20 protein-coding genes are annotated in these 22,100 nt (G+C 71.2%); 8 read left to right on the top strand and 12 right to left on the bottom strand.

Translation table 11 applies throughout. From position 1 onward, the window contains the following. Positions 1 to 395 precede the first annotated feature (395 nt). From ACWER9_RS29165 to ACWER9_RS29155, 3 genes are all read right to left on the bottom strand, one after another. A complete protein-coding gene (locus tag ACWER9_RS29165; RefSeq protein ID WP_452304860.1) occupies positions 396 to 1,316 on the bottom strand; it encodes an ATP-grasp domain-containing protein in 921 nt (306 codons plus the stop codon). Positions 1,317 to 1,329: 13 nt separating this feature from the next. Further along, positions 1,330 to 1,665, bottom strand: a complete 336-nt coding sequence (locus tag ACWER9_RS29160) for a hypothetical protein (RefSeq protein ID WP_030491570.1) — start codon at positions 1,663 to 1,665, stop codon at positions 1,330 to 1,332. A gap of 300 nt (positions 1,666 to 1,965) precedes the next feature. Beyond that, complete coding sequence (locus ACWER9_RS29155; RefSeq protein WP_452304859.1) at positions 1,966 to 2,919, bottom strand: heme o synthase; 954 nt, start codon at positions 2,917 to 2,919, stop codon at positions 1,966 to 1,968. 266 nt (positions 2,920 to 3,185) lie between these two features. Here ACWER9_RS29155 and tkt point away from each other — a divergent pair, with 266 nt between their 5' ends. From tkt to pgl, 6 genes are all read left to right on the top strand, one after another. After that, a complete protein-coding gene (tkt, locus tag ACWER9_RS29150; RefSeq protein ID WP_452304858.1) occupies positions 3,186 to 5,324 on the top strand; it encodes a transketolase in 2,139 nt (712 codons plus the stop codon). Between the two features lie 15 nt (positions 5,325 to 5,339). Beyond that, positions 5,340 to 6,515 (top strand): transaldolase, encoded by a 1,176-nt coding sequence (gene tal, locus ACWER9_RS29145; protein WP_452304857.1) that lies wholly within the window; start codon positions 5,340 to 5,342, stop codon positions 6,513 to 6,515. A 64-nt stretch (positions 6,516 to 6,579) separates the two neighbouring features. After that, positions 6,580 to 8,229 (top strand): glucose-6-phosphate isomerase, encoded by a 1,650-nt coding sequence (locus ACWER9_RS29140; protein WP_452304856.1) that lies wholly within the window; start codon positions 6,580 to 6,582, stop codon positions 8,227 to 8,229. A 158-nt stretch (positions 8,230 to 8,387) separates the two neighbouring features. Next, positions 8,388 to 9,902 carry a glucose-6-phosphate dehydrogenase gene (zwf, locus tag ACWER9_RS29135; RefSeq protein WP_452304855.1) on the top strand — a complete coding sequence of 505 codons (1,515 nt, stop codon included), beginning with the start codon at positions 8,388 to 8,390 and terminating at the stop codon, positions 9,900 to 9,902. After that, positions 9,899 to 10,915, top strand: coding sequence for a glucose-6-phosphate dehydrogenase assembly protein OpcA (locus tag ACWER9_RS29130; protein WP_452304854.1), 1,017 nt, complete (start codon positions 9,899 to 9,901; stop codon positions 10,913 to 10,915). The genes zwf and ACWER9_RS29130 overlap by 4 nt, the downstream gene beginning before the upstream one ends. Before the next feature lie 143 nt (positions 10,916 to 11,058). Then, positions 11,059 to 11,829, top strand: a complete 771-nt coding sequence (gene pgl, locus ACWER9_RS29125; protein ID WP_452304853.1) for a 6-phosphogluconolactonase — start codon at positions 11,059 to 11,061, stop codon at positions 11,827 to 11,829. Positions 11,830 to 11,846: 17 nt separating this feature from the next. On the opposite strand, the gene ACWER9_RS29120 is transcribed toward pgl, so the two are convergent. From ACWER9_RS29120 to rapZ, 8 genes are all read right to left on the bottom strand, one after another. After that, positions 11,847 to 12,188, bottom strand: a complete 342-nt coding sequence (locus ACWER9_RS29120) for an RNA polymerase-binding protein RbpA (protein ID WP_452304852.1) — start codon at positions 12,186 to 12,188, stop codon at positions 11,847 to 11,849. A 140-nt stretch (positions 12,189 to 12,328) separates the two neighbouring features. Further along, a complete protein-coding gene (gene secG, locus ACWER9_RS29115) occupies positions 12,329 to 12,589 on the bottom strand; it encodes a preprotein translocase subunit SecG (RefSeq protein WP_121653040.1) in 261 nt (86 codons plus the stop codon). Positions 12,590 to 12,685: 96 nt separating this feature from the next. After that, complete coding sequence (gene tpiA / locus ACWER9_RS29110) at positions 12,686 to 13,477, bottom strand: triose-phosphate isomerase (RefSeq protein ID WP_452304851.1); 792 nt, start codon at positions 13,475 to 13,477, stop codon at positions 12,686 to 12,688. Continuing rightward, on the bottom strand, positions 13,478 to 14,734 hold the full coding sequence (locus tag ACWER9_RS29105) for a phosphoglycerate kinase (RefSeq protein WP_452304850.1): 1,257 nt from the start codon (positions 14,732 to 14,734) through the stop codon (positions 13,478 to 13,480). Positions 14,735 to 14,786: 52 nt separating this feature from the next. Next, entirely contained in the window at positions 14,787 to 15,791 is a 1,005-nt protein-coding gene (gene gap, locus ACWER9_RS29100) for a type I glyceraldehyde-3-phosphate dehydrogenase (RefSeq protein ID WP_088988543.1), read from the bottom strand. A gap of 267 nt (positions 15,792 to 16,058) precedes the next feature. After that, positions 16,059 to 17,039: a DNA-binding protein WhiA gene (gene whiA / locus ACWER9_RS29095; RefSeq protein WP_030337350.1), complete on the bottom strand. Its 981-nt coding sequence runs from the start codon at positions 17,037 to 17,039 to the stop codon at positions 16,059 to 16,061. Positions 17,040 to 17,093: 54 nt separating this feature from the next. Beyond that, positions 17,094 to 18,185 carry a gluconeogenesis factor YvcK family protein gene (locus ACWER9_RS29090; protein ID WP_452304849.1) on the bottom strand — a complete coding sequence of 364 codons (1,092 nt, stop codon included), beginning with the start codon at positions 18,183 to 18,185 and terminating at the stop codon, positions 17,094 to 17,096. Beyond that, positions 18,182 to 19,084: an RNase adapter RapZ gene (gene rapZ, locus ACWER9_RS29085; RefSeq protein ID WP_452304861.1), complete on the bottom strand. Its 903-nt coding sequence runs from the start codon at positions 19,082 to 19,084 to the stop codon at positions 18,182 to 18,184. Before rapZ ends, ACWER9_RS29090 begins: the two co-directional genes overlap by 4 nt. 251 nt (positions 19,085 to 19,335) lie before the next feature. Between rapZ and ACWER9_RS29080 the strand changes: the two genes are divergently transcribed. After that, positions 19,336 to 19,680 (top strand): hypothetical protein, encoded by a 345-nt coding sequence (locus ACWER9_RS29080; protein ID WP_452304848.1) that lies wholly within the window; start codon positions 19,336 to 19,338, stop codon positions 19,678 to 19,680. 76 nt (positions 19,681 to 19,756) lie between these two features. Further along, complete coding sequence (gene recQ, locus ACWER9_RS29075) at positions 19,757 to 21,598, top strand: DNA helicase RecQ (RefSeq protein ID WP_452304847.1); 1,842 nt, start codon at positions 19,757 to 19,759, stop codon at positions 21,596 to 21,598. Between the two features lie 283 nt (positions 21,599 to 21,881). Here the strand turns inward: recQ and ACWER9_RS29070 are convergent. Next, on the bottom strand, positions 21,882 to 22,100 hold a 219-nt coding region (locus ACWER9_RS29070; RefSeq protein ID WP_452304846.1), incomplete at its 5' end, for a C39 family peptidase.

Genomic DNA, 22,100 nt, shown 5'->3' with positions numbered 1-22,100 from the left:
CTTCCGATCTGGTGGTGCGTGCGCGGGTGTGGTCGCCTGGCTTGGGTGGTGCGTGCGCGGGTGGGTCGCCTGGCATAGGTGGTGCGTGCGCGGGTGTGGTCGCCTGGCGTGGGTGGTGCGCGCGCGGGTGGCGCATCGGCGGGTGCAGAGCAAAGGGGAGGTCCCGGCGCGGCACGCCCCAGCCGCACAACCTAGGGACGACACCCGGCGCCCTCTGCAGCAGCACCCCAACCACACCACCAACACGCCCGAGCAGCACGGCAACCAACCGCACCCGGTCACTCCACGGCAGGTCTGTGGCCTCACTCGTGACCACGGCTACGGCTGGAACGGCCGACGGTCTCCCAGCGGAGGGCGGACGCCTGTCGTGCGGCGGGCTTGTGGTGGGGGCGGGTTCAGGCGGTGCGGGTCAGGTGGGTGGTGATCGCGGCGGCGAGACGGTCGGGGGCGCCGTCCGCGTACCCGATGAAGAGCGACGGCTCGGTCAGCTCCAGCTCGACAAGGACCGGCTCGCCGTCCGGGCCGGGAATCAGGTCGACCCGGGCGTACAGCAGTTGTCGGGTGCCGCCGGGGATTGCCGCGAGGGTTCGCTCGGCCACCGCCAGTTGTTCGGGGCGCGCCGTGCGGGCGGTGATCTCCTCGGCCTTGTAGAGCCCGTCCGGGCCGAGGTCCGGCCCGGTCAGCATCGGGCCCTTGCGGATCGCGTGGCTGAACGCCAGCCCGTCGGGGCCGGCCAGGAACAGCAGGGCGGTCTCGCCCTCGGTGTCGACGGCGCGCAGGTACGGCTGGACCATGGTCACCCGGCCGGCCTCGGAGAGCCGACGAACGTGTGCGGCGGCCAGGTCGCGGTGCTGCGGGTCGGCGAGGTCGTAGCGGCCGGTGTCCTGACTGCCGGCGCTGATCGCGGGCTTGAGCACGTACTCGCCGGTGTCGGCGGGCGACTGCCAACTATCCCCCGGCTCGACCCAGGAGGTCGGCACGGTCGGCACCCCGGCGGCGCTCAGCTCGGCGAGGTAGCGCTTGTCGGTGTTCCAGCGGACCACGTCGGCCGGGTTGACGAGCGCTGGCACGGTGGCGGCCCAGGTGACGAACTCGTCGCGGCGCAGCGCGTAGTCCCAGGGTGAGCGGAGCACGACGAGGTCGTAGGACGACCAGTCGACGTCGGGGTCGTCCCAGATGACGGTCTCTACGGCGACGCCGCTCGCCGCGAGCGGGGCGAGGACCAGCCGGTCGTCCGGGTCGAGGTCGGCCAGGTCGGCGCAGGTGACGAGAGCGACCCGGGGTTCCCCCCGGGTCGACTGGTGATGTGTGGTCAATTCAGCTGTCTATTCAGCGGGCCATCGTGCGCCGGGCCATCGACCGCCAGAGGTCGTTGCTCGGTCGCATCTGGTCCATCAGTTCACGCTCCCAGGCGTTCTCGACGGTGACTCCCGCCTTGGCGCACGCCTCCCGAGCGGTGACGGTGTCGTCGGCGAACTGGTCGCCCCACTCACCGTCGGAACCCACCAGGACGATCCGCGCGCCACGCTTGCCGACGTACTCGATGACCGCCTTCGCGCCGCCGTGCCCGGCGGCGAAGGCCTTGAGGCCAGCGACCAGGCCGTGGGGCGCCTGCTCGCCGGCGGTCTGCTCGGCCGTCAGCGTCGTATCGGAACCATCTGCCATGACGCGAAGCCTAAGCAGAGTCGCACCCTGTCGGGCGAGAACCATGAACCTTTTGTGATGCCAATTACCTACAGGTTTAAGGACGACCACAGGTTTGCTGTCCGTTTATATCAGGACTTTTGCGCTCAAAACCCGTCGGCAAATCATGCGTGAACTGTCCGGAGTTGAGTCGATCCGACTCATGATGAAAGTTACTCTGATGTGACGTTAAACCCGGACAACTCATCCACGCTCATGATTAGTCAGTGAATCATGGACGTCGTTCGCCTCCGGGATAGAGCCCGGGGCTCGCAGGACGGGTCAGATCAGCGCGTCGAGCGCGACGGCCACGAAGACGATCGTCAGGTACGTCGTCGACCAGTGGAACAGCCGCATCGGCTTGACCGCCTCGCCGCGCGTCGCGCGCCGGCACAGCTTGTGCGCCTCGACCAGGAAGATGGCGCCCACCACCAGGGTCGGCACCCCGTAGATCGCGCTGAGCCCCAGCGGCCAGACGGCCAGGGAGGTGAGCACGGTGAGCCACGCGAAGACCAGGATCTCGGCGTTCACCCGGCGGATCGAGGCCACCACCGGCAGCATCGGAATGCCGGCCCGCGCGTAGTCGTCCTTGTACTTCATGGCGAGCGGGTAGAAGTGCGGCATCTGCCAGAAGAAGACCACCGCGAAGAGCCCCCAGGCGGCCGGCGCCAGCGAGCCGGTCACCGCCGCCCACCCGATCAGCACCGGAGCAGCCCCACAGGCGCCGCCCCAGAAGGTGTTCGCCGGGGTGGAGCGCTTCAGCCACAGGGTGTAGACGAGGTCGTAGTAGGCGATCGCCGCAAGGGTCAGGCCGGCGGCCAGCAGGTTGGTGAACGCCGCCATCAGAGCGACCGACACCGCCGCCAGCACCAGACCGAAGATCAACGCACTTCGCGGCGACACCGTGTGCGCCGGGAGCGGCCGACGCTTGGTACGCCGCATCAGTTGGTCGATGTCGCGGTCGATGTAGCAGTTGAGGACGCTTGCCGCACCGGCGGCGAGCGAGCCACCGATCAGCACGACGGCCATCAGCCACAGCGACGGCAGCCCGCCCTCGGCGAGCATCATCGCCGGAATGGTGGTGACCAGCAGCAACTCGACGATCCGCGGCTTGGTGAGTGCCACGTACGCGGAGAAGACCGCGCGTACGTCCCGCCGGGCCACCGGGCCCTCGGCCGCCCGCGCCGGGTGCGGCCCGGCCGGGTTGCTCGCGGGGCGCTCGGTGATCATGCTCACGGATTGCCACCTTCCGGCATCGGGCACGGGGAGATCGGATCGGTCGGGGCCCCTCGGGCCCGCATACCGACCCACACACTACGCGTCGTCGTTTTGGCTGCCCGGCCGACCCGACAACGGTGCGGGCCGTCACACCACCGGGTTGAACCGAGCATTCGGATGGTCACGTAGCGCACACCATGCACAGATCCCTGGGCGCGCGTTTAGGGACGCTCGATAAGGTCATCGGTGAGGGTTCCGCCCATCTGCCGAGGAGCACAACCATCGTGGCTGTTAAACGACCCGAGCACTCCGCACTGAACTGGTCCGACCTCGATCGCCGGGCCGTAGATACCGTCCGCGTGCTGGCCATGGACGCCGTCGAGAAATCCGGCAACGGCCACCCGGGCACCGCGATGAGCCTCGCGCCCGCGGCGTACCTCCTCTTCAACCGCGTCATGCGGCACAACCCGGCCGACCCGAACTGGCCCGGCCGCGACCGCTTCGTCCTCTCCGCCGGGCACTCCAGCCTGACGCTCTACATCCAGCTGTTCCTCTCCGGTTACCCGCTGAGCCTGGACGACCTCAAGTCGCTGCGGCAATGGGGCTCGCAGACGCCGGGGCACCCCGAGCACGGTCACACGCCGGGCGTGGAGACCACCACCGGCCCGCTCGGTCAGGGTCTGGGCAACGCGGTCGGCATGGCCATGGCGGCCCGCCGCGAGCGTGGCCTGTTCGACCCGGAGGCCGAGCTCGGCGCGTCCGTCTTCGACCACGACATCTGGTGCATCGTCTCCGACGGTGACATCGAGGAGGGCATCAGCCACGAGGCCAGCGCCCTCGCCGGGCACCAGCAGCTGGGCAACCTCACGGTGATCTACGACGACAACGAGATCTCCATCGAGGACGACACCCGCATCGCCAAGAGCGAGGACGTGGCCGCCCGCTACGAGGCGTACGGCTGGCACGTGCAGACCGTCGACTGGCGCAGCGGCGACGCCGACCAGGGCGACTACCACGAGGACGCGGAGGCGCTCTACGCCGCGCTGGTCGCCGCCAAGGCCGAGACCGCTCGCCCCTCCTTCATCGCGCTGCGCACCATCATCGGCTGGCCCGCGCCCAACAAGCAGAACACCGGCAAGATCCACGGTTCCGCGCTCGGCGCCGACGAGGTGAAGGCCACCAAACGGATCCTCGACTTCGACCCGGAGCAGACCTTCCAGGTCGACGAGGAGGTGCTCAGCCACGCCCGCACGGTGATGGGCCGCGGCTCCGACGCCCAGCAGGAGTGGACCACCGCGTTCGACGCCTGGAAGAAGGCCAACCCGGAGCGCACCGCGCTCTACGAGCGGCTGGCTGGCCGCGTACTCCCCGATGGCTGGACCGACGCGTTGCCGGTCTTCCCGGCGGACGCCAAGGGCGTCGCCACCCGGGCCGCCTCCGGCAAGGTCCTGGAGGCCCTGGCCCCGGTGCTCCCCGAGCTGTGGGGCGGCTCGGCCGACCTGGCCGAGAGCAACAACACCACCATGAAGGGCGAGCCGTCGTTCATCCCGGCGTCGCACGCCACCAAGGACTTCCCCGGTCACGAGTACGGCCGCACGCTGCACTTCGGCATCCGTGAGCACGCCATGGGCGCGATCCTCAACGGCATCGCCCTGCACGGTGGCACCCGCCCGTACGGCGGCACGTTCCTGGTGTTCAGCGACTACATGCGTCCGTCGGTGCGGCTGGCCGCGCTGATGAAGCTGCCGGTGACCTACGTCTGGACGCACGACTCGATCGGCCTCGGCGAGGACGGCCCGACCCACCAGCCGGTCGAGCACCTGACCGCGCTGCGTGCCATCCCGGGCCTGGACGTGGTCCGTCCGGCGGACGCCAACGAAACCGCCTGGGCCTGGCGGCAGGCGCTGGAGCACACCGACCGGCCGACCGCGTTGGCGCTGAGCCGTCAACCGCTGCCGACCATCGACCGCGACGTCCTGGGCAGCGCCGAGGGCGTGGCGAAGGGCGGCTACGTGCTGGCCGAGGCGTCCAACGGCAAGCCTCAGGTGATCATCGTCGGCACCGGTTCCGAGGTGCAGCTCTGCCTGACCGCCCGGGAGCGGCTGGAGGCCGACGGCACCCCGACCCGGGTCGTCTCGATGCCCTGCCAGGAGTGGTTCTACGAGCAGGACGAGGCGTACCGGGAGTCGGTGCTCCCACGCGGGGTAAAGGCACGGGTGAGCGTGGAGGCGGGCATCGCGATGTCCTGGCGCGGCATCGTCGGTGACCTGGGCGAGAGCGTCAGCCTCGAGCACTACGGCGCGAGCGCCCCGCACACCGTGCTCTTCGAGCAGTTCGGGTTCACCCCCGACCGGATCGTGGCGGCGGCACACGCCTCGCTGGCCCGGGTGGGCGACATCACCGGTTTCACGACCGGCAACTGAGGGAGCGTGGACGGCATGACCGACAAGCTGAATGAGCTCACCGCCGCGGGCGTGGCGGTCTGGCTCGACGACCTTTCCCGGGTGCGGCTGAGCTCCGGCGGGCTGGACCAGCTCCGCCGCGAGAAGCACGTGGCCGGCGTCACCACCAACCCGACGATCTTCGCCAAGGCCCTCAGCGACGCCGACGAGTACAACTGGCAGCTGCGTGACCTCGCCACCCGTGACGTGGACGTGGAAGAGGCCGTACGGATGCTCACCACGTACGACGTACGGTGGGCCTGCGACGTGATGCGCCCGTCGTACGACGGCAGCGACGGTGTCGACGGCCGGGTCTCGATCGAGGTGGACCCGCGCAGCGCGCACGACGCGGACAAGACCGTCGCCGAGGCCAAGGCGCTGTGGTGGCTGGTCGACCGGCCCAACCTCTACATCAAGATCCCGGCCACCGAGGAGGGGCTGTCGGCGATCACCGACACCCTGGCCGAGGGGATCAGCGTCAACGTCACGCTGATCTTCGGTCTGGACCGCTACTCGGCGGTCATGGAGGCGTTCCTCGCCGGCCTGGAGCAGGCCAAGGCCAACGGGCACGACCTGTCGAAGATCGGCTCGGTGGCGTCGTTCTTCGTCTCCCGCGTCGACTCCGAGGTCGACAAGAGGCTGGAGAAGGTCGGCTCGGACCAGGCCAAGGCCCTGAAGGGCAAGGCCGCGGTCGCGAACGCCCAGCTCGCGTACGAGCGCTACACCGAGGTCTTCTCCTCCGACCGCTGGAAGGCGCTCGCCGCCGCCGGCGCGCACCCGCAGCGACCGCTGTGGGCGTCGACCTCGACGAAGAACCCGGACTACCGGGACGTCATCTACGTCGAGGAGCTGATCGCACCCGGCACGGTCAACACCATGCCGGAGTCGGTCATCCACGCGTACGCCGACCACGGCGAGACCCGCGGCGACACCGTGACCGGCGCCTACGACGCGGCCCGCAAGGTCTTCGCGGACCTGGAGTCGGTCGGGGTGGACATGGCCGACGTGATCGCCACCCTGGAGCGCGAGGGCGTGGAGAAGTTCGAGGTCAGCTGGCAGGAGCTGCTCGACGGGGTGACCAAGTCGCTGAAGGCGGCGGCGCAGGGCACCGGCGCGCCGAACAAGGCCGCCAAGGGCAACGCCAAGGCCGCCGACAAGGCCGGTGACGCATGAGCGAGCGAATCAGCAGGCTCAGTGCGACGACTCATGACGGCACGCAGCGGAGCGGAGTGACGGCATGAGTGACCTTCTCGCGGGGCCGGTGGAGGCAGCCGCCGGGCTCGCCGTGTACGGCGCGGACGCGGTCGACAAGGCCGCGCCCGCCTCGACCCGGGACGCGCTGGTCAAGGCCGGCGTCCCGGGCAAGCTGGCGGGCAAGGACGCGAGCCTGTGGGGTCCGGACGCCGAGGCCGAGGCGAAGATCCGACTGGGCTGGGTGGACACCCACCGGCGCAGCCGCGAGCTGCTGGCGCAGTTGGCCGAGCTGAAGGCCGAGCTGGCCGACCTGGATCACGTGGTGCTCGCCGGCATGGGCGGCTCGTCGCTCGCGCCCGAGGTGATCACCCAGACGCTGGGTAGGCCGTTGACCGTGCTGGACACCACCGACCCGGGCCAGGTCCGGGCGGCGCTCGGTGACCGGCTGGAGCGCACCGTCGTGGTGGTGGCGAGCAAGTCCGGGTCGACGGTGGAGACCGACAGCCACCGGCGCGCGTACTGGCAGGCGTTCCTGGACGCCGGGATGACCGAGGCGGAGGCCGGCCGGCACTTCGTCATCGTCACCGACCCGGGTTCACCGCTGGAGGCCACCGCGGCCGAGATGGGTGCGTTCACCGTGCTCGCCGACCCGAACGTCGGCGGTCGGTACTCGGCCCTGACCGCGTTCGGTCTGGTGCCGTCGGCGCTGGCCGGGGTCGAGGTCGCGGAGCTGCTCGACCAGGCCGACGCGCTGGCCACGTCGCTCGGCGCGGACCAGAACAACCCGGCGCTGGCGCTTGGCGCCGCCCTGGGCGCCGCGGCCACGCTGGCCCGGGACAAGGTCGCCCTGCTCTCCGACGGCACCGGCATCGACGGGCTCGGCGACTGGGCCGAGCAGCTGATCGCCGAGTCGACAGGTAAGGCCGGGGTGGGCATCCTCCCGGTGGTCGTGGAGTCCCCGCAGAGCCCCGGCGCCACCGGCGCGGACGTGCTGACCGTCAGCTACGGCGGTGCGCTGGCCCCCGGTGACGTGCCGGGCGGCGGCGCCACGCCGGACGTCGCCGTCAACGGTCCGCTCGGCGCACAGTTCCTGGCCTGGGAGTACGCCACGGCGGTGGCCGGCGTGGTGCTCGGTATCGACCCGTTCAACCAGCCGAACGTCACCGAGTCCAAGGAGAACACCAACAAGATCCTGGCCTCGGGCCTGCCGGCGGAGTCGCCGTCGTTCACCGAGGGCGCGATCGAGGTGTACGCCCCGCAGGGCGCCCCGGGCGACCTGGCCGGGGTGCTGCGCTGGCTGCTCGACGGGCTGGGCGACGACGGTTACCTCGCGGTGATGGCGTACCTCGACCGGTTCGCCGACGCCGACACGGCCCGGCTGCGGTCGCTGCTGGCCCAGGCGGGTGGCCGGCCGGTCACCTTCGGCTGGGGTCCGCGGTTCCTGCACTCGACCGGCCAGTACCACAAGGGCGGCCCGCAGGTGGGCAGCTACCTCCAGGTGACCGGCGCGGTCGCCGAGGACCTGGAGGTGCCGGGCAAGCCGTACACCTTCGGTGAGCTGCAGGCGGCGCAGGCCGCCGGGGACCGGGAAGCCCTCGCCGGTCGGGAGCGGCCGGTGCTGCGGTTGCACCTGACCGACCGGGCCGCCGGTGTCGCCCAGCTACTGAACGCGGCCGGTGATCTACGGGCGTGAGGATGGACGACGTGAGTGAAGCGGAAGCAAGGGGGCACCGTGAGCGCGAGGAGTGAGCCGGGGTTGCGAGCCCCGCAGTCGCGAACCGAGTTGGCTCCGTGAGCGCGAGGAGTGAGCCGGGGTTGCGAGCCCCGCAGTCGCGAACCGAAGGTAACTCGGTGAACCCGCTGCGCGACCCGCAGGACCGCCGGTTGCCCCGGATCCCGGAGCCCTGCGCTCTGGTGATCTTCGGGGTGACCGGCGACCTGGCCCGTAAGAAGCTGCTCCCCGCGGTCTACGACCTGGCCAACCGGGGGCTGTTGCCGCCGGGCTTCGTGGTGCTCGGCTTCGCGCGCCGCGACTGGGGCGACGGCGACTTCGAGACGTTGGCCTGTGAGGCGGCCCGCAAGCACGCCCGCACCCCCTGGCGGGACGAGGTGTGGGCGCGGCTGGCCGGCAACATCAAGTTCGTCGGTGGGTCGTTCGACGACGACGCGGCGTTCGACACGCTCTCCGCGACGCTCGACGACCTGCGGCAGACCCACGGCATCGCCGGCAACGCGGCGTTCTACTTCTCCATCCCGCCGGCCGCGTTCCCCGTCGTGCTCAAGCAACTGGCCCGCACCGGCATGGCCGACAACGACAAGTCCGGCGGTTGGCGCCGGGTCGTGGTGGAGAAGCCGTTCGGTAACGACCTGCCCTCGGCGAAGGCGCTCAACGACCTCGTCGACGACGTCTTCACCCGGCAGGACGTCTTCCGGATCGACCACTACCTGGGCAAGGAGACGGTCCAGAACATCCTCGCCCTGCGGTTCGCCAACAACCTGTTCGAGCCGCTGTGGAACTCCAAGTACGTCGACTCGGTGCAGATCACCATGGCGGAGGACGTCGGCATCGGCACCCGCGCGGGCTTCTACGACACCGTCGGCACCGCCCGCGACGTCCTGCAGAACCACCTCCTCCAACTCCTCGCCCTGGTGGCGATGGAGGAGCCGACAAGCTTCGACGCCGACGAGATCCGGGCCGAGAAGCTGAAGGTGCTCAAGGCCATCACCCTGCCCAAGGACGTCGCCCGGGACACCGTCCGCGGCCAGTACCTGCCCGGTTGGGTCGGCGGCGAACGCGCGGTCGGTTACCTGGACGAGCAGGACGTCCCCGCCGGCTCCACGACCGAGACGTACGTGGCGGTGCGGCTGGGCATCCAGAACCGCCGCTGGGCGGAGGTGCCGTTCTACATCCGGGCGGGCAAGCGGCTTCCCCGGCGGGTCACCGAGGTCGCCATCATGTTCAAGAAGGCGCCGCACCTGCCGTTCAACGACGCCGACATGGAGTCGCTGGGCAACAACCAACTGGTCATCCGGGTGCAGCCGGACGAGGGTGTGGTGCTCAAGTTCGGCTCGAAGGTGCCGGGCACGACCATGGAGGTCCGCGACATCGCGATGGACTTCCAGTACGGCGAGGCGTTCACCGAGTCCAGCCCCGAGGCGTACGAGCGTCTCGTGCTCGACGTACTGATCGGCGATCGCACCCTGTTCCCGGACGCGGCAGAGGTCGAGCAGAGCTGGCAGGTGATCGACCCCCTGGAGCACGCCTGGGAGGGCACCACCCCGGAGCCGTACCGGGCCGGCGAGTGGGGCCCCCGGGCCTCCGACGAGATGCTGGCCCGCGAGGGCCGCGCCTGGAGACGAGCATGATCGGGCTGTGGGACACCACCGGCAACGAGGTGGTCAAGGCGCTCGCCGCCGAGCGACGCAGCGCCGGCGGGGTGGCCAGCGGCATGGCGCTCACCCTCATCGTGGTCGTGGACGAGAAGCGGGTCCGGGAGGCCGAGGCCGCCGCGACGATCGCCGCCGCCGCGCACCCGTGCCGGCTGGTGGTGGTGGTGCGCTCGGAGATCGAGCGGGACCGCAACCGGCTGGACGCGGAGATCGTGGTCGGCGGACGGCTCGGCCCGTGCGAGGCGGTGGTCACCCGGATGTACGGTCGGTTGTCCCTGCACGCCGAGTCGGTCGTGATGCCGCTGCTCGTTCCCGACGTGCCGGTGGTCACCTGGTGGCACGGGGAGCCGCCGGCGGAGATCGCCACCGACTTCCTCGGGGTGGTGGCCGACCGGAGGATCACCGACTCCGCGCAGGCCGCCGACCCGGTGGAGGCGCTGCGGCAGCGTGCCCGGGACTACGCCCCGGGCGACACCGACCTGGCGTGGACCCGGATCACCCCGTGGCGCACCCTTGTCGCCGGAGCCTTCGACACCACGAGCGCCCAGGTCACCGAGGCGACGATCGTCGCGCCGGCGACCGATCCGACGGCGGCGTTGATGGCCGGTTGGCTGTCCAGCCGGCTCGGCATCACCCCACGCCGGGTGGACAGCAACGAGTTCCCGCGGATGCGGGAGGTGCAGCTCAGCTGCGCCAACGGCGACCAGCTGACGCTGACCCGCGAGGACAGCATGGCCGTGTTCCGGCGGACGGGTCAGGACGACCGGGCCCTGCCGTTGGTCCGCCGCCCGCTCGGCGACGAGCTGGCCGAGGAGCTGCGCCGGCTGGACGCCGACCAGGTGTACGCGGAGGCGCTTGGCGCGACTGTCGGGCTGCGCGGGCTGGAGCAGCGCCCCGCGCAGCGGGTCCACGTCTGGAAGGATCCGGCCACCGCGCAGCGCGCCGAGGCCGGCGTCACCGCGCATCTCGGCACGAGCGGCGAGGGCTGAGCCCAGCCGGGGCAGCACGTCGGGCAGGGCCGGTACGCACCGGCCCTGCCTTGTAACCTCCGGGGTTTCCGCCCCACCACCTCGGGCACATCGCCCCGGGCACGACAGCGACCGCCGCGCGGTCGGGAAACGAAGGCGCAACCATGAGTGAGGCGAGTGTCGCCGTCCACGCCGACGCCGACCTGCTGGCACAGGCCGTGGCGGCCCGGTTGCTGGTGAAGCTGCTCGACGCCCAGGCCGACCGGGGCGAAGCCTCGGTGGTGCTCACCGGCGGGCGGGTCGCCGGGGCCGTGTACCGGGCGGTGGCGACGCTGCCGGCCCGCGACGCGGTGGACTGGTCCCGGGTCGACGTGTGGTGGGGTGACGAACGGTTCCTGCCCGCAGGTGATCCGGACCGCAACGAAACGCAGGCACGCGCCGCCCTGCTGGACGCGGTGCCGCTGGACCCGGCCCGGGTGCACGCGATGCCGGCCTCGGACGGCCCGGCCGGCAACGACCCCGAGGCGGCGGCCGCCGCGTACGCGCAGGAGCTGGTTCGGGCCGCCCGACCCGGGCACGCCACCCTGCCGCACTTCGACGTGCTGATGCTCGGCGTCGGCGAGGACGGCCACGTGGCCTCGGTCTTCCCCGAGCACCCGGTCGGCTACGAGACTCGGCCGGTCAGCGCGGTGCGGGGCAGCCCGAAGCCGCCGCCGACCCGGACCACCCTCACCCTGCCGGCGATCAACACCGCCGAGGAGGTCTGGCTGGTGGCCGCCGGCGCCGACAAGGCCCGCGCGGTGGGTATGGCGTTGGCCGGCGCCGGGCCGGTGCAGCTGCCGGCGGCCGGCGTGCACGGCGTGCACCGCACCCGCTGGCTGCTGGACCGGGCAGCGGCAGCCGACGTGCCCGCCCGACTCCGCAGCCTGCGCTGAGCGCGAAGAGGAGGCCGCTACTCGCCGCGTCGACGGCGTAGTGCGGCGAGCGCCTCGGCGAGCAGCGCCTCCCCCTCCTCGGCGGTGCGCCGCTCCTTCACGTACGCCAGATGGCTCTTGTACGGTTCGGCGCGGACCCGACCCGGTGGGTTCTGGGCGTCCCGGCCGGCGGGCAGGCCGCAGCGGGGGCAGTCCCACAGGGAAGGCGGCTCGACGTCTGCGGCGATCCGGATGTCGACCCGGTGGTCGTTCCGGCACCAGTAGGTGACGTCCTGTCGGGGGGCGGGTTGGTGCCGCTCGTCCGGGCGCATCGGTGCGGACCCGACCCGGGCTCCCCGGATAACGTTGCCACTCGGCACGGCTGCTCGCTCCTGTCGTCGGAGGGGACCCGCCGTCTTCGGGGGTGGAGCGGCGGGCGACGCGGTGCAGCGGAGAAAAGCCTGCGCGCGGCCCGTCGAGTGACGGACCGCGCGCAGATTGTACGACTTACTGAGCCTGCTCAGGCGCCGCTGTTCATTTGGAGGCGCAGCCAGAGCCCGAGCCCGATGATTGCGGCGAACCAGACGACGCTCACCAGAACGGTGTAACGGTCCAGGTTCTTCTCGGCGACCGAGGAGCCGGCGAGGCTGGAGCTGACGCCACCGCCGAACATGCTCGACAGACCGCCACCCTTGCCGCGGTGCAGCAGGATCAGCAGGGTGAGCAGAATGCTCGTGATGACCAGCAACACGATCAACGTGTATGCGAACCAGATCGGCATGGCTGGGGTCAGTTCCTCTCGTAGCGATCCTCGCCCGGTCTGATCGGGCACGGCGGCACCGACCGGCGGACGGGCGGTGTCCAGGATACCGAGCGATCAGCGGGCGAGGTGCTCCGGGAACCGGCAGATTTGAGCGAACTCCTCCGCGTCCAGGCTGGCGCCCCCCACGAGGCCCCCGTCCACGTCCGGTTGGGCCATGATCGAGGCGACGTTTGACGCCTTGACCGAGCCGCCGTAGAGGACCCGGACCTGGTCGGCGGTCTCCTGGTCGAAGCGTTCCGCCAGCCGCTGACGCACCGCCCCGCAGACCTCCTGGGCGTCCTCCGGGGTGGCGGTCTTGCCCGTACCGATCGCCCAGACCGGCTCGTACGCGATCACGACCTGCCGCACCTGCTCGGGGGTGAGCCCGGCGAGGCCACCGTCGAGCTGGTCGGAGCAGTGCGCCACGTGGGTGCCCTGCTCGCGGATGTCCAGCCCCTCCCCCACGCAGAGGATCGGCGTCAGGCCGTGCTGCAACGCCGCCTTGACCTTGGCGTTGACGAGCGCGTCGTCCTCGTTGTGGTAGGCCCGCCGCTCGGAGTGCCCGACCACCACGTACGTGCAGCCGAGCTTGGCCAGCAGCGGCCCGGAGATGTCCCCGGTGTACGCGCCGGACGCGTGCGGGGAGAGGTCCTGCCCGCCGTAGCCGATCAGCAGCTTGTCCCCGTCCACCGCGGTCTGCACGGTGCGCAGGTCGGTGAAGGGCGGCAGCACGACCGTCTCGACGTCGGTGAGCTGCTTCTCGGTGAGGCTCGCCGCCAGCTTCTGCACCAGCAGGTTGGCCTCAAGGTGGTTGAGGTTCATCTTCCAGTTGCCGGCCATCAACGGCCGGCGGGTGGTGCTCGACATTCAGTTCTCCAGGGCCGCGATGCCGGGGAGGGTCTTGCCCTCGAGGTATTCCAGGGAGGCGCCACCACCTGTGGAGATGTGCCCGAAGGACGACTCGTCCAGCCCCAGGGCACGGACGGCCGCCGCGGAGTCACCGCCACCGACGACGCTGAACGCGTCGGCCTTGGTGATCGCCTCGGCGATCCCCCGGGTGCCCGCCGCGAAGGCCGGCATCTCGAACACGCCCATCGGGCCGTTCCAGAAGATCGTCTTCGCCTGGGACAGCGCGGCGCTGAAGCCGGCCACCGTCTCGGGGCCGACATCCAGGCCGAGCCGGTGGCTCGGGATGCCGTCGACACGCACCGTGTCGTGCGCCGCGTCCGGGGCGAACGCGTCCGCGACCACCACGTCGACCGGGAGCAGGATCTTGCCGTTGGCCCGCTCCAGCAGGTTGCGGCAGGTCTCGACCATGTCCTTCTCCAGCAGCGACGTGCCCACCTCCAGGCCCTGGGCCTTGAGGAAGGTGAAGCACATCCCGCCACCGATGAGCAGCCGGTCGACGGTGGGCAGCAGCGCCTCGATCACGGCGAGCTTGTCGGACACCTTCGACCCACCGAGCACCACCACGTACGGGCGCTCGGGGTCACCGGTGAGCTTCGAGAGGACCTCGACCTCCCGCAGCACCAGCCGGCCCGCGACGTGCGGCAACCGGGCCGGCACGTCGAAGACGCTCGCGTGCTTGCGGTGCACGGCGCCGAAGGCGTCGTCCACGTACGCGTCGCCGAACGCGGCGAGTTGGTCGGCGAAGGCGCCCCGCTCGGCCTCGTCCTTGCTGGTCTCACCGGCGTTGAAACGCAGGTTCTCCAGCAGGGCGACCTGACCGTCGGCCAGGTCGGCGACGGTGGAGCGGGCCGACTCACCGACGGTGTCGGTGGCGAAGTGCACCGGCGCGCCGAGCAGCTCACCGAGCCGCCCGGCGACCGGGCCCAGGCTGAACTGCGGGTCCGGGGCACCCTTCGGGCGGCCCAGGTGCGAGCAGACGACCACCTTCGCGCCGGCCTCGACAAGCGCGCCGAGGGTCGGCAGCACCGCGCGGATGCGGCCGTCATCGGCGATCCTCACTCCGTCCGGAGTGCCGCCTTGCGGCGCGGAGGCGGAGTTATGATCGTTAATGGCACCGGTCTGCTTGTCGAGCGGGACGTTCAGGTCGGCGCGCACCAGCACGCGCCGACCCGACACCCCCTCGGCGAGCAGGTCGTCGAGGGTCCGGATGCTCACAGAGCTAGCCCTCCGTTCGTGACTGCGGGGCTCGCAAGCTCACTCCTCGCACTCACAGCGAGCTACCGACCAGCTTGACGAGGTCGACCAGGCGGTTGGAGTAGCCCCACTCGTTGTCGTACCAGCCGACGACCTTGACCTGGTTGCCGACGACCTTGGTCAGCGGCGCGTCGAAGATGCACGACGCCGGGTCGGTCACGATGTCGGTGGAGACGATCGGGTCCTCGTTGTAGACCAGGATGCCCTTGAGCGGGCCGTCCGCGGCGGCCTTCAGCGCGGCGTTGACCTCGTCGACGGTGGTCTCGCGACCCACGTTGACGGTGAGGTCGGTGACCGAGCCGGTCGGGATCGGCACCCGCAGGGCGTACCCGTCGAGCTTGCCCTTGAGGTCCGGAAGGACCAGGCCGATCGCCTTGGCGGCGCCGGTCGAGGTCGGCACGATGTTCAGCGCGGCGGCCCGGGCGCGACGCAGGTCCGAGTGCGGCGCGTCCTGGAGGTTCTGGTCCTGGGTGTACGCGTGGATCGTCGTCATCAGGCCGTGCTGGATGCCGAACGTGTCGTGCAGGACCTTCGCCATCGGCGCGAGGCAGTTCGTGGTGCACGAAGCGTTGGAGATGATGGTGTGCTTCGCCGGGTCGTAGGTGTCGTGGTTGACACCCATGACGACGGTGACGTCCTCGTTCTTCGCCGGGGCGGAGATGATGACCTTCTTGGCCCCGCCGTCGACGTGCGCCTTGGCCTTGGTGGCGTCGGTGAAGAAGCCGGTCGACTCGATGACGACGTCGGCGCCGACCTCGCCCCACGGCAGCTTCGACGGGTCCTTCTCGGCGTACGCCTTGATGGTCTTGCCACCGACGGTGATCTCGTCGGCGGTGGCCTTGACCTCGTAGGGCAGGCGGCCGAGGATGCTGTCGTACTTGAGCAGGTGGGCGAGCGTGCCGTTGTCGGTCAGGTCGTTCACCGCCACGACCTCGATGTCGGCGTCGGACGCCAGCACTGCCCGGAAGAAGTTACGGCCGATTCGGCCAAAGCCGTTGATGCCAACCCGGATGGTCACAGGTCCCATCTCCTCGCGTTCTGGTCCGCCGGCTTCGCACAACGGGCCGGCGGGAATGGTGTGCGCCGACCGTTTGGAGCCGGCCGTCGACGGTTCATCTCGGCCACCCCGCCGCGCGGTCTGAGGACCTGACCGCCCGAGGCGGTGGGCACGACGAGAAAGGCCGGTGTCGGCCCCCTTGCCGTACTCAGCGACCTTATCCGAGCGTGCGAGACCACGCTGCGCCGGGTCGTGCTCCCGGGCGCACCGTGCGGCCCCACCGTCCTATCAGACCACGAGCATGTCGGGCGTGACTGCCGCTTCCGTATCCGGGATGCCAAGGTCCCGGGCCCGCTTGTCGGCGAGCGCCAGGAGACGGCGGATCCGCCCGGCGATGGCGTCCTTGGTCAGCGGCGGGTCGGCAAGCGCGCCCAACTCCTCCAGCGACGCCTGCCGGTGCTCCAGGCGCAGCCGCCCGGCGTCGGTCAGGTGGTTGGGCGCCTCGTCGGCGAGGATCTCCAACGCGCGGGTGACCCGGGCGGCGGCGGCGACCGCGGCCCGCGCCGAGCGGCGCAGGTTGGCGTCGTCGAAGTTGGCGAGCCGGTTGGCGGTGGCCCGCACCTCGCGGCGTACCCGACGCTCCTCCCAGGCCAGCACGCTCGAGTGCGCGCCGATCCGGGTGAGCAGCGCGGCGATCGCGTCACCGTCCTTGACGACCACCCGGTCCACCCCGCGGACCTCACGGTTCTTCGCGGTGATGCCGATGCGGCGGGCCGCGCCGACGAGCGCCAGCGCCGACTCCGGCCCCGGGCAGGTGATCTCCAGGGCGCTGGAGCGGCCGGGCTCGGTGAGCGAGCCGTGGGCCATGAACGCGCCCCGCCACGCGGAGACCGCGCAGCAGACGTTCGCCGCCACCACGTGCGGGGGCAGCCCGCGCACCGGGCGACCCCGCACGTCGAGCAGGCCGGTCTGCCGCGCGAGGGCCTCGCCGTCCTTGACCACCCGCACGATGAAGTGGCTGCCCTTGCGCAGCCCACCGGAGGCCAGCACGTGGATCTCACTGGGGTAGCCGTAGACCTCGGCGATCTCCCGGCGCAGCCGCCGGGCCACCGCCCCGGTGTCTAGTTCAGCCTCCACCACCACACGGCCGGAGACGATGTGCAGCCCGCCGGCGAAGCGCAGCAGTGCGGCCATCTCCGCCCGCCGACAGCAGGGCTTGGGCACGTCGACCCGACTCAGCTCGTCCTTGACCGCGGCCGTCATCGCCATTGTGCGTCCCCTCACGGACCTGTTCCGGCGTGTCGCCGGAGATTACGTACGTGTCTAACGATCGGCGCCCAGGACAGGCACCAGCGCGGCGCCCAGGGCAGCCGGATCATGGCGGGGAGTCCCGTCGACGACGGCGACGGGGGCGAGGACCAGGCGGGCACCAAGCGATTCTGCCGCACGTTCGACAGGTTCGGGGTCACCCACCGCCTTGGCGTCGGCCAGCACAAGATCCACCTTGAGCTCGGGCAGGTACCAGTGCAGCGCCGCGAGGTGGTCGGCGACGGAGAGCCCGAGGGTCTCCTTCTCCGCGGCGAGGTTCAACGTGACCAGCCGCCGGGCCGAGGTGGACACGATCGCGTCGGCCAACTGCGGCACCAGCAGGTGCGGAAGCACACTCGTGTACCAACTGCCCGGCCCGAAGATCAACCAGTCGGCCGCCCGGATCGCCTCGACGGCCTCGGCGCAGGCCGGCGGGGCGCTCGGGGTGAGGCGCAGCGACTCGACCCGCCCGGTGGTGACCGCCACCTGGTGCTGGCCGCTGACCGTGCGCACCTCGTCCGGGGCGGCCGGGTCGACGCCGCGGACCCGGGCCTCGATGCCTACCGGTTGGCGCGACATCGGCAACACCCGGCCCACCGCGCCGAGCATCGCGCCGGCGTGCTCCAGCGCGGCCACCGGGTCGCCGAGCAGCTCCATGAGGCCGCAGAGCACCAGGTTGCCCACCGCGTGCCCGGCCAGACCGTCGGTGCCGGCCGACGCCCCGTCGGTGCCGCGCCGGGGCGCCGGCTCGTCGCCCCGTCGGCCGCCGCCGTCCCGGTCCGGATGGTCGCCCGCCGCCGGGCCCGGGTCGGTCGCTCCCGATCGGGGTACGCCCTCCGGCGCGGCGGCGAAGCGGTGCTGGAACAGCCCCGCGCTGCGACGGGTGGCCGGATGGTCCCCGGCCAACGCCACGAGCGCCTGGCGCAGATCCCCCGGGGGCAGGCCACCCCGCTCGGCCCGCAGCCGGCCACTGGAGCCGCCGTCGTCACCCACCGTGACCACAGCGGTGATGTCGAGGTCGAGTTCCGGAGCGCAGTGGCGCAGCGCACGCAGCGAGGCGGACAGCCCGTGCCCGCCGCCGAACGCCACCACCCGCCGGGCCGTCATTCCCGCCCCAGGTCGCGGTGCTGGGCGTTCGCCGCCAGCCCGGAGTGACGCAGCCGGCTGGCCAGCTCCTCCGCGATGGCCACACTGCGGTGCTTGCCGCCGGTGCAGCCCACGGCGACCGTGAGGTAGCGCTTACCCTCCCGCTCGAAGCCGGTCGTGGTGGCGTTGACCAGATCGGCGTACGAGGCGACGAAGACGTCCGCGCCCTCCTGGCCCAGCACGTACGCGCTGACCGCCTCCTCCCGCCCGGTGTGCTCCCGCAGCTCCGGCACCCAGTACGGGTTGGGCAGGAAACGGGCGTCCAACACGAAGTCGGCGTCCGGCGGCAGGCCGTACTTGAAGCCGAACGACAGCACGGTGACCCGCAGCCGGCGGGCGTCCTCGCCACCGAACAGCTCCTCGATGCGCCGCCGGAGCTGGTTGACGTTCAGGTGGCTGGTGTCGATGATCACGTCGGCCTGGTCGCGCGCCTCCTCCAGCAGACCGCGCTCCACGGCGATGCCGTCAGCCAGCCGCCCGTCGCCCTGCAACGGGTGCGACCGCCGGACGCTCTCGAACCGCCGGATCAACACCTCGTCGTCGGCGTCGACGAAGACCACCCGGGGCGAGAACCCGCGCTCCTTCAGCTCCCGGATCGCCCCGGCCAGATCGGTGGAGAAGGCCCGCGACCGCACGTCGAGCACCATTGCGGTACGCCGGGCCGCGCCGCCCGCCTTGAACGCCAGCTCGGCCATGTCCAGCATCAGGGCCTGCGGCAGGTTGTCCACGACGTAGTAGCCGACGTTCTCCAACGCCCGGGCGACAGTGCTGCGGCCACCTCCGGAGAGGCCGGTGACCACCACGAGAGTCGTCTCCGACTCGGTCGCCAGCTGCTCGTCATCGGCGTCCGGGCCGTCCATCCGGTCACCGACTGCGCGCGCCTCGCTCACCCGTACCCCCAAGCCGTGGCGCCGCGGCCGCCATCGGCCGCGATTGGTCAATCAGCGACTCTATCCCGCCGCCGGGTCGCGGCCGGGCACCCGTGGCCGGGAGGCGCCCGCGGACCGTTTCGACGGTCGCCCTCCCGACAGCACGCGGGCTTGATGACGATCAGCGAACCTCAATACGCTCAGCGTGATCGTCGCAGGTCAGAACGAGTCTGGAGGGCGCGATGCACGACCTGGCGGACAAGAACAAGTACGTCGGCTTCCTGTTCATGCGGATCAACCCCGAGTACTTCGCCCTCGGTCGCGAGGGCATCCACGAGATCTCCGCCGAGCACGCCCGTGACCTGGGCCGCTTCGCCAAGCAGCTCAGCCACGTGGTCTGCACCGGGGTGAACGGCAAATACGACCAGGTCACCATGGTCGAGGCCGACACCCTCGAGGAGATCAACGCGGCGGCCACCGCCTTCCGCATGGGCAACAAGGCCCGCTACATCGAGATCGTCGACATCGTCGTCGGGATGAAGGCCCCGCCGCGCGGCCTGGCCAACCGGTCCAGCCAGCCCGGCTGACCCCGTCGCCCGTCCGGCCCACCCCGCTCGGGTGCGCCGGGCGGGCGGTGTCGGGGTCGGCTCGTAGACTCCCCGGATGGCTTCCCCCACCGACCTGCGGACCGAGGGCGCGTTGCCGGTGCTGCGCCGGGTGTTCGGTTACGACGCCTTCCGCGGTTTCCAGCAGGACGTGATCGACCACATCGTCGCCGGCGGCGACGCGCTGGTGCTGATGCCCACCGGTGGCGGCAAGTCCCTGTGCTACCAGATCCCGGCCCTGGTCCGCGACGGCGTCGCGGTCGTCGTGTCCCCGCTGATCGCGCTCATGCAGGATCAGGTCGACGCCCTCACCGCAGTCGGCGTCCGCGCCGGGTTCCTCAACTCGACCCAGACCCTTGACGAGCGCCGCCGGGTCGAGGCCGCCTTCGTCGCCGGTGAACTGGACCTGCTCTACCTGGCACCGGAGGCGCTCGGCGTCCGGTCCACCCTCGCCCTGCTGGACCGGGGCCGCATCTCCCTCTTCGCGATCGACGAGGCGCACTGCGTGTCCCAGTGGGGGCACGACTTCCGCCCCGACTACCTCGCGCTGTCGATGCTGCACGAACGCTGGCCGCAGGTGCCCCGCATCGCACTGACCGCCACCGCGACGAGCGCCACCCGCACCGAGATCGCGACCCGACTGAAGCTCGACGACGCCCGGCACTTCGTGGCCAGCTTCGACCGGCCCAACATCCAATACCGGATCGTGCCCAAACGGGAGCCCCGCAAGCAGCTGCTGACCCTGCTGCGCGACGAGCACCCCGGCGACGCCGGCATCGTCTACTGCCTGTCCCGGGCCTCGGTGGACAAGACGGCCGAGTTCCTCACCGCCAACGGGGTCGCCGCCCTGCCCTACCACGCCGGGCTGGACGCCAGCACCCGCGCCGCCAACCAGCAGCGCTTCCTGCGCGAAGACGGCCTGGTCATGGTAGCCACGATCGCCTTCGGCATGGGCATCGACAAGCCCGACGTCCGCTTCGTCGCCCACCTCGACCTACCCAAGTCCGTCGAGGGCTACTACCAGGAGACCGGCCGCGCCGGCCGCGACGGCCTGCCGTCCACCGCTTGGCTGGCGTACGGGCTGCAGGACGTGGTCCAGCAACGCAAGATGATCGAGACGTCCGACGGCGACCTCGCCCACCGCCGCAACCTGGCCGCCCACCTGGACGCGATGCTCGCCCTCTGCGAGACCGTCCGCTGCCGGCGGGTCCAGCTGCTCGAATACTTCGGCGAGACGACGACAGCCGCCTGCGGCAACTGCGACACCTGCCTCACCCCGCCCGAGTCCTGGGACGGCACCGTCGCCGCGCAGAAGCTGCTGTCCACCGTCTTCCGCCTCGACCGCGAACGCAACCAACGCTTCGGCGCCGGGCACTGCATCGACATCCTGCTCGGCAAACAGACCGACAAGATCAGCCAGTACGCTCACGACTCGCTCACCGTCTTCGGCATCGGCGCCGAGCACAGCGAGGCCGAGTGGCGAGGGGTGGTCCGGCAACTGCTCGCCGAAGGTCTCCTCGCCGTCGAGGGCGACTACGGCACCCTGGCCCTGACCGAGGCGAGCGCCGACGTCCTCGGTCGCCGCCGCACCGTCACCATGCGCCGCGAGCCGGAGAAGCCGGCGTCGAGCCGCTCGTCGAAGCCACGCGGCTCGTCCACCGTGGTGGCCGAGCTGACCCCGGCCGCCGCGTCCGTCTTCGAGCGGCTGCGCGCGTGGCGGGCGACCACCGCCAAGGAGCAGGGCGTCCCGGCGTACGTGATCTTTCACGACGCCACGCTGCGACAGATCGCCAGCGACGCACCCGGCACGCTTGCCGAGCTGTCCCGGGTCAGCGGGGTCGGCGAGAACAAACTCGCCAAGTACGGCGAGCAGATCCTCACCGTCCTAGCCACCGACTGACGTCCTCAAGGCACCGCCGCGTCGTGCGGCCGCCACGCCAGGTGGCCGCCACGATCTGCGCAACAACAGGGTTGTTGCTGTCTCCCGCGAGTGGGAGGCAGCACCATCCGGGAAGTTGCTCGGATTTCGGGTGTGGGCATGGCGAAGGGCCGGGCCCCCGTGGTGGGGTCCGGCCCTTCGGTGTGTGCGTGTTGGCCTGGTGGTGCTGGTGTGCTGGCGTGCTGGAGTGCTGGCCTGGTGGTGCTGAGGTGCTGGCCTGGTGGTGCTGGTGTGGCGCTGGGTGTCAGCTGGTGGCGTAGCCGCGGGTGGCGATCCAGTCGGCGAGGTGCTCGACGGTGATCTGGTAGGCGGCCTGGTTGGGGTCGGCGGAGTCGGCGATCGTGACGGTGCTGCCGTTGTCGCGGTAGCCGACGACGCTGATGTAGTGCCCGCCCTCGTAGGAGTGACTCACACCGGTGGTGTCGGTGCTGGTCCCGGCGATGTTCGCGACCACGGCCCTACC

The organism is Micromonospora sp. NPDC003944, from assembly GCF_053605225.1.
The sequence above is the reverse complement of the archived record's forward strand: the minus strand, read 5'-3'. Positions and strand labels throughout refer to the sequence as shown.

Bases quoted from the DNA above. Each gene is read 5' to 3' on its own strand.
- ACWER9_RS29160 (WP_030491570.1), bottom strand. From the start codon at position 1,665: ATGGCAGATGGTTCCGATACGACGCTGACGGCCGAGCAGACCGCCGGC.
- tal (WP_452304857.1), top strand. From the start codon at position 5,340: ATGACCGACAAGCTGAATGAGCTCACCGCCGCGGGCGTGGCGGTCTGG.
- ACWER9_RS29140 (WP_452304856.1), top strand. From the start codon at position 6,580: ATGAGTGACCTTCTCGCGGGGCCGGTGGAGGCAGCCGCCGGGCTCGCC.
- ACWER9_RS29130 (WP_452304854.1), top strand. From the start codon at position 9,899: ATGATCGGGCTGTGGGACACCACCGGCAACGAGGTGGTCAAGGCGCTC.
- pgl (WP_452304853.1), top strand. From the start codon at position 11,059: ATGAGTGAGGCGAGTGTCGCCGTCCACGCCGACGCCGACCTGCTGGCA.
- secG (WP_121653040.1), bottom strand. From the start codon at position 12,589: ATGCCGATCTGGTTCGCATACACGTTGATCGTGTTGCTGGTCATCACG.
- tpiA (WP_452304851.1), bottom strand. From the start codon at position 13,477: ATGTCGAGCACCACCCGCCGGCCGTTGATGGCCGGCAACTGGAAGATG.
- whiA (WP_030337350.1), bottom strand. From the start codon at position 17,039: ATGGCGATGACGGCCGCGGTCAAGGACGAGCTGAGTCGGGTCGACGTG.
- ACWER9_RS29090 (WP_452304849.1), bottom strand. From the start codon at position 18,185: ATGACGGCCCGGCGGGTGGTGGCGTTCGGCGGCGGGCACGGGCTGTCC.
- rapZ (WP_452304861.1), bottom strand. From the start codon at position 19,084: ATGGACGGCCCGGACGCCGATGACGAGCAGCTGGCGACCGAGTCGGAG.
- ACWER9_RS29080 (WP_452304848.1), top strand. From the start codon at position 19,336: ATGCACGACCTGGCGGACAAGAACAAGTACGTCGGCTTCCTGTTCATG.
- recQ (WP_452304847.1), top strand. From the start codon at position 19,757: ATGGCTTCCCCCACCGACCTGCGGACCGAGGGCGCGTTGCCGGTGCTG.